General features: G+C 49.9%; 9 protein-coding genes. 1 reads left to right on the top strand and 8 read right to left on the bottom strand.

Annotation, left to right across the window (positions count from 1 at the left end; genetic code table 11):
* Positions 1-44 precede the first annotated feature (44 nt).
* Together AC1HDJ_RS02615 and AC1HDJ_RS02610 are read right to left on the bottom strand one after the other, a co-directional pair.
* Positions 45-392, bottom strand: coding sequence for a hypothetical protein (locus tag AC1HDJ_RS02615; RefSeq protein WP_479533109.1), 348 nt, complete (start codon positions 390-392; stop codon positions 45-47).
* Between the two features lie 255 nt (positions 393-647).
* A complete protein-coding gene (locus AC1HDJ_RS02610; protein ID WP_479533107.1) occupies positions 648-1,547 on the bottom strand; it encodes a LysR family transcriptional regulator in 900 nt (299 codons plus the stop codon).
* Between the two features lie 153 nt (positions 1,548-1,700).
* Between AC1HDJ_RS02610 and AC1HDJ_RS02605 the strand changes: the two genes are divergently transcribed.
* Complete coding sequence (locus AC1HDJ_RS02605; RefSeq protein ID WP_479533105.1) at positions 1,701-2,288, top strand: NAD(P)H-dependent oxidoreductase; 588 nt, start codon at positions 1,701-1,703, stop codon at positions 2,286-2,288.
* 211 nt (positions 2,289-2,499) lie between these two features.
* Here AC1HDJ_RS02605 and glmS read toward each other — a convergent pair whose 3' ends face one another.
* From glmS to dnaN, 6 genes are all read right to left on the bottom strand, one after another.
* The gene (glmS, locus tag AC1HDJ_RS02600; RefSeq protein ID WP_479533103.1) at positions 2,500-4,332 is read right to left on the bottom strand and encodes a glutamine--fructose-6-phosphate transaminase (isomerizing); all 1,833 of its coding nucleotides are present in this window, start codon (positions 4,330-4,332) and stop codon (positions 2,500-2,502) included.
* Between the two features lie 99 nt (positions 4,333-4,431).
* A complete protein-coding gene (locus tag AC1HDJ_RS02595) occupies positions 4,432-5,208 on the bottom strand; it encodes a DeoR/GlpR family DNA-binding transcription regulator (protein ID WP_479533101.1) in 777 nt (258 codons plus the stop codon).
* A gap of 403 nt (positions 5,209-5,611) precedes the next feature.
* Positions 5,612-6,982, bottom strand: coding sequence for a bifunctional UDP-N-acetylglucosamine diphosphorylase/glucosamine-1-phosphate N-acetyltransferase GlmU (gene glmU / locus AC1HDJ_RS02590; protein WP_479533099.1), 1,371 nt, complete (start codon positions 6,980-6,982; stop codon positions 5,612-5,614).
* 333 nt (positions 6,983-7,315) lie between these two features.
* The gene (gyrB, locus tag AC1HDJ_RS02585; RefSeq protein WP_479533097.1) at positions 7,316-9,724 is read right to left on the bottom strand and encodes a DNA topoisomerase (ATP-hydrolyzing) subunit B; all 2,409 of its coding nucleotides are present in this window, start codon (positions 9,722-9,724) and stop codon (positions 7,316-7,318) included.
* 29 nt (positions 9,725-9,753) lie between these two features.
* A complete protein-coding gene (recF, locus tag AC1HDJ_RS02580; protein ID WP_479533095.1) occupies positions 9,754-10,830 on the bottom strand; it encodes a DNA replication/repair protein RecF in 1,077 nt (358 codons plus the stop codon).
* A gap of 36 nt (positions 10,831-10,866) precedes the next feature.
* On the bottom strand, positions 10,867-11,967 hold the full coding sequence (dnaN, locus tag AC1HDJ_RS02575) for a DNA polymerase III subunit beta (RefSeq protein ID WP_479533093.1): 1,101 nt from the start codon (positions 11,965-11,967) through the stop codon (positions 10,867-10,869).
* Positions 11,968-11,970 lie beyond the last annotated feature (3 nt).

The raw sequence follows: 11,970 nt of genomic DNA, 5'->3' as shown, positions 1-11,970 counted from the left end.
ACGCAGTGATGTACAAGTAAACGGGTATCTTAATACATCGATATCTAATGGCATGGCTGCTCAGAAAAGTTCTGATGACCTCGTTCAGGCCGGCATTGTTGCGTTTTTACCCGATTAATTATTTGCCATTTACCGTCTTGGTAGCTCAAGGAAAAAATAGTTTTTTCGGCGAAAATAGAGTCATCTTGTAATCCCGACTCTTCGATAGTAACCACCGCTTTATCAGGCGACTCCCCGCTATTAACACGCTGTATCACACTTAAATTAGTGACACTATCCTGAAAATCATTGCCCATTGAGTCGAAAGCAACCTGAATCGGAGAGTTCCCTTTAAGGGGTTTTCCCGCTTGTTCAGCCCCCGTTTTGACACACCCACTGACCAGAGTAGCCATAATACAGACCATCATTAACGCTGTTAATTTATGATTATATATCAATGTATTATCCTTAATTTAAACAACACTTTACTCGTACAAAAAAGCATCAGTAACAACCCTGTGATTTTACAACCCTCTGGCGGATAAATCATTACCGAAGGGATGCTTGTACTTTGTAAAACTAAATGGCATGTAAACGTTGGGCAGATCCGTCTTACCTTATTTCTACTTAAATCGGTATAGCTACCTTCCCAGTATGCAGCGCCGTAATTAGCGCACGCTTTTTTCCAACAAAAAATCAATCAGAACCCGTACCCGTCGTGTTTTTTGGCTGTGCTGTGGAAAGTAAACGTACAACCCAGGATAAGGGTGCCAATGGGCCTCCAACACCGGTTGCAAACGCCCTTCGGCCAGCAAATCGGCCACGATTGGCTGCATAATTCGCCCGACACCAAGGCCTTTTAGTGCGGCATCCACCACCGCATCGGTATCATTTACCACAATGCTGGCCGGTATATCCACCACCAATGACTGATCTTCATACCACAGGCGCACCGGCGCAAATTGATTTGAGGTAATAAAACGGTACTGCACCAATTTATGCTGCCGCAACGCCTGTGGCGTTGTAGGAGTGCCATAGCGCTTTAGGTAATCAGCCGTTGCAAACAGTGCATCGTGCATCGGCGGCGTTAAACGGTGGGCTACCATATCCTCTTCCAAACGATCACCAAACCGTATCCCCATATCAATACCCTGACGCAGAATATCTACCGTTGCATCCGAGATAGAGATCTCAAGCTGGATCTGTGGGTAGCGCAAACAAAACTCAGCATAGATCGGGCGGAAAAAGAACTGATACACAAAACGCGGCAGGGTAATACTGACATGGCCGATTGGCTGATCACGTAGCTCCTGCAAGCTGTCGACCGCATCAGCCAGCTCAGCTAACAAAGGCTTCGTGCGTTGATACAGCTGTAATCCGGCAGCGGTTAGCTCCATACGGCGGGTATTACGGGTAAACAGTGATAAGCCCAGCACGGTTTCAAGTTGCTTCAGTGCCTGACTCACTGACGGTGGAGCAATGCCTAGCTTACCCGCCGCCGCGCGAATACTGCTCTGCTGCACAATGGTTTGAAATACCCACAACTGGTTTGCCGTAACACCCTTCATAAACATAGTTATCTACCGGTATTTTAATTATTAGTAGCTAAAACCTAATAATGAAGTGGGTCAAACGCCCCTACAGCGCACACCCGCTTCACGCTAAGCTCTCTGCTCTGGTAACACTATCACCACTCCCTGCAGATTAGCCGAGGCAGAACAATGACAACATCTACACACCACACTCAGCGCGCCCGTCAGGTGCTGGTTATCTCCGGCCATCCGAATCTGGCAACCTCGTACACTAACCGCCTGATCCTCGAACAACTAGAACAAAATACAGTACAGGTTCAGGTTCGCCGTTTAGATAGCCTCTATCCCGACTTTAACATTGATATTGAGCGTGAACAGCAAGCCTTACTTGCAGCCGATATTGTGGTACTGCAATTTCCATTTTACTGGTATTCCATACCCGCACTGCTGAAAAAATGGATTGATGAGGTCTTTACCTTTAACTTTGCCTATGGCTCTAAAGGCGACAAACTGAAAGGGAAAGATCTGATCCTCTCATTTACTGTCGGTGCGCCTGAAGAAGCTTATAGTGCGCTGGGATATAATCACTTTAGCATTGAACAAATGCTGCGCCCGCTAGAGCAAACGGCTTATCTCACCCAAATGGTTTACCGCAAACCAGTTTATAGCCATAACATGGCCTATGTTCCGAATGTGCATCATACACAAGAGGCAGTAGACGCTCGTGCGTATCACCATGCCGAACGCCTACAGCAGAAAATCAATGCTCTGGTTTAATACTCTTATTTGATGCTGTTATTTAATAAGCTATGTGATAGTGAAATGCGGTATCGAAATGGTCATGCAGATACAGAAATAAAAACAGCATGATAAGAGAAAGATGCAGGAGATAACCGTTAAAAATCATACAGTAAACATGACAGGAAAATAGCCTCATACCGTACCGGAAAGACCCTTGGTACGGTATGAGAAAATAATTAAACCTTAATTACTCCACCGTTACCGACTTAGCCAAGTTTCGCGGCTGATCAACATCTGTACCCTTATTTACGGCAACATGGTACGACAACAGTTGCAGCGGAATGGTGTAGAAAATCGGCGCAACATCATCTTCTACTGGCGGCAGCGGAATAATGTTCATCCCCTCGGCGGCAGTAAAATCGGTATCCTGCGCGGTAAAGACATACAGTTGGCCGCCGCGCGCGCGCACCTCTTCAATATTCGATTTAAGTTTTTCTAGCAGCTCATTGTTCGGCGCAACCACAATCACTGGCATATCAGCATCAATCAGCGCCAGCGGGCCGTGTTTTAGCTCACCGGCAGCATAAGCTTCAGCATGAATGTAAGAGATCTCTTTGAGTTTCAGCGCCCCTTCCATCGCAATCGGGTACTGATCACCACGCCCTAAAAATAGCGCATGTTGCTTCTCGTTAAAATCCATCGCCAGCTTTTCGATCACCTTATCAAGCGACAACATCTGCTCAATCCGGCTTGGCAGCGCCTGTAACGCCTGCACCAGCGTACGCTCGCGTGCATCACTCATCTTATGTAAACGGCCAATTCGCCCCACCAGCAGCAGTAACGCCGCCAATTGGGTAGTAAATGCCTTGGTCGAGGCCACACCAATCTCAGCCCCGGCGCGGGTCATCAGCGATAAATCTGACTCACGCACTAATGACGAGCCCGGCACATTACACACCGCCAGCGAGCCCAAATAGCCCAACTCTTTCGATAAACGCAGCGCCGCAAGAGTATCGGCGGTTTCGCCCGACTGAGATAAAGTAATCAGCAAACTGCCGGGGCGCAGCACCGATTTGCGATAGCGAAACTCAGACGCAATCTCCACATTGCAGGCCACGCCAGCGATGCTCTCAAACCAGTAACGCGCCACAGCACCGGCATGATACGACGTGCCACAGGCCACAATCTGCACATGCTGTACCGCTGAAAGTAAGCGATCAGCCTCTTCACCCAGCTCACTTAAATCTACTAACCCGTGGCTGATCCGCCCCTCAAGGGTATTTTTTATCGCCACCGGCTGCTCATAAATCTCTTTTTGCATATAGTGCCGGAACTGGCCTTTATCACCGGCATCATGCTGCACACTTGACTCAATAATCGCACGTTCAACCGCTTGCCCCTGCACGTCAACAATATTCACCTCGCGGCGCGTAACCTCGGCAACATCCCCCTCTTCCAAAAAGATAAAACGGCGGGTTACCGGTAGCAGTGCCAGCTGATCAGAGGCAATAAAGTTCTCACCCAAACCCAAACCAATCACCAGCGGGCTGCCAGAACGTGCCACCACCACGCGGCTCGGATCACGGCAATCCATCACCACAGTGCCGTATGCACCACTGAGCTGGCGCAACATCCGCTGCACTGCGGCAAATAGGCTGCCACCGTGCTCGGTCAGCTCCCAGTGCGTTAAATGCGCGATAACTTCGGTATCAGTTTGTGAACTAAACACATAACCCCGATCACGCAGTTGCGCGCGCAGTGACTCATAGTTTTCGATAATGCCGTTATGCACCACCGCAATAAATTCAGACGTATGGGGGTGGGCGTTCGCTTCAGAAGGTTCGCCGTGCGTGGCCCAGCGGGTATGCGCAATACCAGTACCCCCGACAATCGGCTGCTGCTCAATCGCCTCAGCCAGCACCTGCACTTTACCCAAACGGCGAACACGCTGTAGATCACCTTGTGCATTGACCACTGCCACACCCGCTGAGTCATAGCCGCGGTACTCCAAACGGCGCAACCCTTCGAGCAAAATCTCTGCAACATCCCGCTGCGCTACTGCGCCAACAATTCCACACATCGTATTCAATTCCTTGATAAATGATCACTGCCTGTCTATCACTACAACATCCGGCACTGACAATGGTTAACGCTAACAATCATGAGCGCTGGCCGGCCGTTATAGGCTCGGCACTTGTGCGCAAAGAACCTGCACACCCTGTTGTTCAATGTGTAATCTAATGTCTGGGTTAATGCCCTGATCGGTCACTAAATAGGTGATCTGCGACCACGGCAGCTCTAAATTGGGGATTTTGCGCCCAACCTTGTGCGACTCCGCCAACACAATAACCTCACGCGCAACCTCGGCCATCACCCGTGATAACCCGAGCAGCTCATTAAAGGTGGTTGTGCCGCGCTCAGGGTCAATGCCTGCCGCGCCGACAAAAAGCTGGTCAAAGTCATACGAGCGCAACACCTGTTCAGCCACCTGTCCCTGAAATGACTCGGAATGCGGATCCCATGTTCCGCCGGTCATTAAAATAGTAGGCTCGATCTCCAGTTCCTGCAAAGCTGCCGCCACACTCATTGCATTGGTCATCACCACCAAACCACGGTAACCGGCCAAATGCGGGATCACCGCTGTTGTAGTGCTGCCCGAATCAATAATCAGCCGGTTATGATCACGGATCAGCGTTGCAGCCAGCGCCGCTATCGCTAATTTTTGCAACGAAACTTTATCCTCTTCCGGCTCGCTCACCAGCTCCTGAGGGATCAGCACCGCACCACCGTAGCGGCGTAACAGCAAACCGTTACGCTCTAACTCAGCCAAATCTTTGCGAATGGTCACTTCAGAGGTTTCAAAGCGGCGGGCAAGCGTATCAACGCTCACTTCACCCTGCTCACGCAGTAAATTAACAATCGTATGTCGCCGCTGCTGGGTATTGCGTTTACTCATGCACTGCCACCAAAAGTTTCGATAAAGCATTTTTCGGAATATAAATCGCATTATATTCTTACGAAACGAAAGATCAACTGTAAAACCGCATAGCTCAACAGCACAAGTAAAAGAAAAAACACAAGAAGAGATCAAAACATACGGGGGGATTTTTAGACGATAAAGCCATAAGCACGGGAAATATTGGTATGTGCAGATAAAACAGGAAGATAGAACAGACATACCGTGCAGACAGCACGAGTACCGGCCAGTGTATACCGATAAAAAAAGGGCTGAGAAAACTCAGCCCTGATGTCACTATTTCGCACTATTTTATTGATGTGTTATCACCACATCTTATCGTATTGTCTTACATCTCAGCCTAAAACTCGCCGCTTTACACTGAGGATATCCTGATGAAAAATTACGCTTTTTTTACCGGACGCTGCCAGCCCTGAATATGGCGCTGAGCCACACGGCTGATCACCAGCTCATTTTCGGCGATATTTTTAGTCACGGTTGAACCCGCGCCAATCGTTGCGCCATCAGCTACCGTTACAGGTGCAACTAGCTGCGTATCCGAGCCGACAAACACATCATTACCGATCACAGTCTGGAACTTATTCACACCATCATAATTACAGGTGATAGTCCCCGCCCCGATATTCACGCGCTCACCGATCACCGCATCCCCCAAATAGGTCAGGTGGTTAGCTTTCGAGCCTTTACCGAGCGTTGATTTTTTCATCTCAACAAAATTGCCAAGATGCGCATCATCTTGCATAACAGAGCCCGGACGTAAACGGCCGTAAGGGCCGACAGAACAACCAGCCCCTACCGTTGAATCATCAATCAGGCTGTAGGGCTTAATGTCAGTATCATCACCAATTACGCAATCTTTGAGCACACAACCGGTACCCACTCGCACGCGGTTACCCAAAACCACGCGCCCTTCGAGGATAACGTTGGTGTCGATCACCACATCACGGCCGCACTCAAGCGTACCACGCAAGTCAAAACGCTCCGGATCAAGCAGCATAACCCCTTCAAGCAACAGGCGATCACTCTGCTCACGCTGATAAATACGCTCTAAACGTGACAACTGCTGGCGATTGTTGACACCCTCAACTTCATAGAAGTGAGTAGGATGAACGGCCACTATTTCATGCTGCTCAACGTGCGCCATCGCGATCACGTCGGTCATGTAATACTCGCCCTTGGCGTTATCATTGTTGAGCTGGCTTAACCAGTGTTTGAGGTTTTTACCATCGGCCACCAGAATACCGGTGTTTACTTCACGGATGCTCAGCTGCTCGGCACTGGCATCTTTATGCTCAATAATGCCGGAAACCTTACCGTTTTCACGCAAAATACGCCCGTAACCGGCCGGGTTATCCAATTTTGCGGTGAGCAAACCAATGCCATCAACCGGTTTTGCCTGTAACAAACGCTTCAAGGTGTTAGCAGAGATCAGCGGCACATCACCGTACAGCATCAGGATCACTTCATCATCGGCAAAGTGTGGTGCAGCCTGCTGCATTGCATGGCCGGTACCGAGCTGCTCAGCTTGGATCACCCAGTTTAGGTCATCGCCGCTCAAACGTGCTTGCAGCTGATCACCACCGTGGCCGTAGATCAGATGAATGTTCTCGGCACCAATACTACGGGCAGTATCAATAACGTGCGAAACCATCGGCTTTCCGGCGATCGGATGTAATACTTTTGGCAGGTCGGAGTGCATCCGCGTGCCTTTGCCTGCTGCCAGAATGACCACACTGAAACGTTTAATTGTCATGCTGAAACCTGATTTGTAAGAAGTAGGGGAAAACAGAGATGATGTACGGGGGATAGCAGCCAACGACAGCACAACGCGGGTGGCACTTCCTTGCCATACACTCTATTTTTTAATGATGGGTTGAAGTGTAACCTAATAATAAATAAAGAAAAGCTGTCGCCGATCACCGACACCCTTCATAACAACTTGTAATTAAAGCCATTATTTATAGGGGTAAAAACAGCAGGCATAAAAAAAGAGAGGTTTCCCTCTCTTTTTTTGGTGTTTTTTTATACGCAAGCGCGCTTAAATATCATCACTCAAAGATCAGCGCTCAGGCCTTAAATACGATAACTAGATATCAAGATTTGCGTTCAGCGCGTTCAGCTCAATAAAAGCACGGCGCGGCTCAACTTCATCACCCATCAGCGTGGTAAACAGCTGATCAGCGGCAATCGCATCTTTAATGGTTACCTGCAACATACGGCGGCTGTTCGGATCCATCGTCGTTTCCCACAGCTGATCAGGGTTCATTTCACCCAGACCTTTGTAACGCTGCAATGAGAAACCTCGGCGTGACTCTTTCACCAGCCACTCAAGCGCCTGCTCGAAACTGCCTACCGGCTGACGACGTTCGCCACGCTCAACAAATGCAGTCTCATCCAGCAGCTCACGTAACTGCTCACCGAGCGTACAGATACGGTGGTATTCGCCGCCATGAATAAAATCAAAGTCCAGCAGATAATCAGTATCAATACCGTGTGTACGTACTGTCACCACCACCTCAAACAGATGGCGCTCTTGGTTTTCACGCACGCTAAAGCTGTAGCTGCTGCCCGAGGTTTCACTCGCCGCCAGTTTTGCCACCAGCGAATCGGCCCATGCGGTCAGAACATCACGATCATTTAACGCACTCTCATCCAGCGTCGGATGATAAATCAGCTCTTTGAGCAGCGCTTCAGGGTAACGGCGCGCCAAACGACGGATCAGTTTGATCACGGCGTTATACTCTTTCACCAGACTCTCCAGCGCCATGCCAGACATTGCCGGTGCATGCTCATTCACAAACAGATTCGCACCGTCTAATGCCAGTGAAATCTGGTACTGATCCATCGCATCATCATCTTTGATGTACTGCTCTTGCTTGCCTTTTTTCACCTTATACAGCGGCGGCTGGGCAATATAGACATAGCCCCGCTCGATGATTTCCGGCATCTGGCGATAGAAGAAAGTCAGCAGCAGTGTACGAATGTGCGATCCATCCACATCAGCATCGGTCATGATGATAATGCTGTGGTAACGCAATTTGTCCGGATTGTACTCGTCACGACCAATGCCGCAACCCAGAGCAGTGATCAGGGTGACCACCTCTTGGGAAGAGAGCATTTTGTCAAAACGGGCTTTCTCTACGTTCAGGATCTTACCTTTTAGCGGCAAAATCGCCTGATTTTTACGGTTGCGCCCCTGCTTGGCTGAACCGCCCGCAGAGTCCCCTTCCACAATGTAGAGTTCAGACAGCGCTGGATCTCGTTCCTGACAGTCAGCCAGCTTACCCGGCAAACCGCCTAAGTCGAGCGCACCTTTACGGCGCGTCATCTCACGGGCCTTACGTGCCGCTTCACGTGCACGTGCCGCATCAATGATCTTACCGACCACAATCCGCGCATCCGCTGGGTTTTCGAGCAGGAACTCCTGCATCTTTTCACCCATTAAAGACTCAACCGCCGGCTTCACTTCTGAAGAGACCAGCTTGTCTTTGGTCTGGGAAGAGAACTTAGGATCAGGCACTTTTACCGATACAACCGCGGTTAACCCTTCACGCGAGTCATCACCGGTCATGTTGATTTTGGCCTTTTTCGCAAAACCCTCTTTCTCGATATAGGCATTCAGGCTACGGGTCATTGCCGCACGAAATCCTGCCAGATGCGAGCCACCGTCACGCTGTGGAATGTTATTGGTAAAGCAGTACAGGTTCTCTTGGAAACCATCATTCCACTGCAACGCCACTTCCACACCGATCCCGTCTTTTTCTGACGAGAAATAGCAGACTTTATCGTGAATCGGGGTTTTATTGCGGTTTAGATACTCAACAAAAGCCTGAATTCCGCCCTCATATTTGAAGTGGTCACTCTTATCACTGCGTTTATCTTGCAGCATAATTGAGACACCTGAATTCAAAAATGAGAGTTCACGCAAGCGCTTTGCCAGAATTTCGTACTGAAATTCAATATTGGTAAAGGTGTTTGGGCTTGGCCAGAAACGGACACGCGTACCGGTTGCCGTAGTATCACCGACTACCGCCAGTGGTGCTTGTGGTTCACCTAAACGGTAAACCTGCTCGTGCACTTTACCTTCACGGCGAATCGTCAGTTCCAATTTATCTGACAACGCGTTAACCACCGAAATACCCACACCGTGCAGGCCACCGGAAACTTTATACGAGTTATCATCAAACTTACCGCCGGCATGCAGCACGGTCATGATCACTTCCGCCGCAGAGACGCCCTCTTCAGGGTGAATACCGGTCGGAATACCGCGGCCATCATCTTGTACGGAAACTGAATTATCCGCATGAATGGTCACGGTGATATCTTTACAGTGTCCGGCGAGGGCTTCGTCGATTGCGTTATCCACCACTTCGAACACCATGTGGTGCAAACCGGTGCCATCATCGGTATCACCGATATACATGCCAGGACGCTTACGTACGGCGTCTAGCCCTTTCAGAACCTTGATACTTGAGGAGTCATAGGTGTTCGACATTAGAATATCTCGCCTTCTATCCTGCACTGTCATTGTGCGCTTATTTTGCCCTGTTCCACACGGAACATCTTGCCCTGCTCGCCAGTCATATCACTGATCTGTTCAGGGCTGATGGCGCTTACAAATACTTGCGCCCCGGTCTGTTTGAGTTTGTCAGCCAACAACTGTCGCCGTTCACTGTCGAGCTCAGAGGCAAAATCATCAATCAAATAAATACATTGGCGTGCACTGCGTTGGGTCAGGTATTGCCCTTGTGCCAAACGCAATGCACACATCAACAATTTGAGCTGTCCGCGGGACAACACATCTTCTACCGGCGCACCCGCCACACGAAAACGAAAATCCGCCTTGTGCGGGCCTACCGCGGTATAGGTGAGCGCGCGATCGCGCTCAAAATCACGCTCCAGCAACGCGGCATACTCAGCGCCTTTCTCCCAGCCTCGGTGAAAACTGACGCTAATAGGCAACTCAGGTAAAAACAGCGCGCAAGTCTGCTGGATCTCCAGCGCAATAGCCTCGGCATACGCACTACGCCATGCACTGACACTGTCTGCTAATTGTACCAGCTCACGGTCCCAAGGGCGTAGCTCTGCATAACGCCGTGCCGATTTTAACGCGGCATTCCGCTGTTTGAGCAGACGTTTAAGATTACTCCATGCGGGATAAAAAGCGGCTTCATCATGGAATAACCCCCAATCAAGAAATGCACGCCGGTACTTCGGGCCACCATTTAACAGCGTAAACCCCTCTGGCGTGATCAATTGCATTGGCAATAATTGGGCTAATTCTGCCACCTTATGCCCATCCTGCCCGTCAATACGGACAGTGGTATCACCCTGGCGCGTTTTTTGTAGCCCCAGTGACGCAGTATGCTGACCATCTTGTACCCGACCATGCAGCACAAAGTGCGGCTTTTCATGCTGGATAACACGGCTGGTCAACTGACTTTTAAACGAACGCGCATGCCCAAGGTAATAAATCGCCTCAAGCACACTGGTTTTCCCGCTGCCGTTAGCCCCGACCAGAAAATTAAATCCGCTGTCAAAGGTCAAATCCGCATCGGAAATATTACGAAAATCCTGCAATAACAGGCGGGTAATCGCCATGCTAAAAAAAACTGCCGCGAGTCACAATGCTGGCCACTACAAACGCATCGGCATCACGACATAAGCCGCGGAATCACTGGCACAATCTTCAATCTGTGCACTCGATACCGAATCGTTCAACAGTAGGCGAACACGATCACATTTCAGAGTATTTAATACATCCAGCACGTAGCTGACATTAAACCCGATCTCAAGCTCCTGCCCCTGATAATCTACATCGAGGATCTCTTCTGCTTCCTCTTGCTCAGGGTTATTCGCGGTGATTTTCAGCAAACCCGGCGCAATGTGCAGACGAACGCCCCGAAATTTTTCATTGGATAAAATCGCAGCGCGTGAAAAGGCTTGTTTAAGCTCATCACAACCGGCTTCTAATGATTTATCCGGATTTTTCGGCAGTACCCGGCGGTAGTCTGGAAAACGGCCATCTACCAGCTTTGAGGTAAAGGTAAAATCACCGACCATCGCCCGTAAATTACCGCGCCCGATCTTCAATAATAGCGGTGTCTCACCGCCATCAAGTAGCCGAACCAGCTCCAGTACCCCTTTACGTGGCACAATCACCGAATGCTGCGGTAAATCCTGCCCGATAGGCATATTGCACACCGCCAAGCGGTGGCCGTCAGTTGCCACCGTACGCAGCGTTTCACCTTCGGTTTCAAACAGCATACCGTTTAGGTAATAACGCACATCTTGGTGCGCCATTGAAAACTGAGTTGCATCAATCAAGCGGCGCAACGTAGCCTGTGGCAGCGTAAATTCAACCTCACTTTGCCAATCATCCAAATTAGGGAAATCGGCAGCCGGCAGGGTCGAAAGTGAAAAACGGCTGCGACCAGAGCGCAGCAGCGCCCGATCGCCATCCAGCAGCACGGTAATTTCAGCACCGTCAGGCAGACCACGGCAAATATCAAGAAACTTGCGCGCAGGCACAGTCACCGCACCATTTTGCTGTTCACCCAGCAACGTGATGCGAACAACCATCTCAACTTCCAGATCAGTACCGGTAATCAGCAGGCAGCCTTCCACCACCTGTAACAACAGGTTGCCTAAAATCGGTAAGGACGGCCGCCCACCCAGGGCGCCGCAGACCTGCTGCAACGGTTTTAGCAGGCGTTCACGTTCTACGATAAATTTCATGGC

Source organism: Plesiomonas sp. ISS29 (assembly GCF_056522795.1).
The sequence above is the reverse complement of the archived record's forward strand: the minus strand, read 5'-3'. Positions and strand labels throughout refer to the sequence as shown.

What these genes read in the sequence shown, in the direction of transcription:
- gyrB (WP_479533097.1), bottom strand. Translation starts at nt 9,724, where the DNA reads ATGTCGAACACCTATGACTCCTCAAGTATCAAGGTTCTGAAAGGGCTA.
- AC1HDJ_RS02610 (WP_479533107.1), bottom strand. Translation starts at nt 1,547, where the DNA reads ATGAAGGGTGTTACGGCAAACCAGTTGTGGGTATTTCAAACCATTGTG.
- recF (WP_479533095.1), bottom strand. Translation starts at nt 10,830, where the DNA reads ATGGCGATTACCCGCCTGTTATTGCAGGATTTTCGTAATATTTCCGAT.
- AC1HDJ_RS02615 (WP_479533109.1), bottom strand. Translation starts at nt 392, where the DNA reads ATGGCTACTCTGGTCAGTGGGTGTGTCAAAACGGGGGCTGAACAAGCG.
- glmU (WP_479533099.1), bottom strand. Translation starts at nt 6,982, where the DNA reads ATGACAATTAAACGTTTCAGTGTGGTCATTCTGGCAGCAGGCAAAGGC.
- AC1HDJ_RS02595 (WP_479533101.1), bottom strand. Translation starts at nt 5,208, where the DNA reads ATGAGTAAACGCAATACCCAGCAGCGGCGACATACGATTGTTAATTTA.
- AC1HDJ_RS02605 (WP_479533105.1), top strand. Translation starts at nt 1,701, where the DNA reads ATGACAACATCTACACACCACACTCAGCGCGCCCGTCAGGTGCTGGTT.
- dnaN (WP_479533093.1), bottom strand. Translation starts at nt 11,967, where the DNA reads ATGAAATTTATCGTAGAACGTGAACGCCTGCTAAAACCGTTGCAGCAG.
- glmS (WP_479533103.1), bottom strand. Translation starts at nt 4,332, where the DNA reads ATGTGTGGAATTGTTGGCGCAGTAGCGCAGCGGGATGTTGCAGAGATT.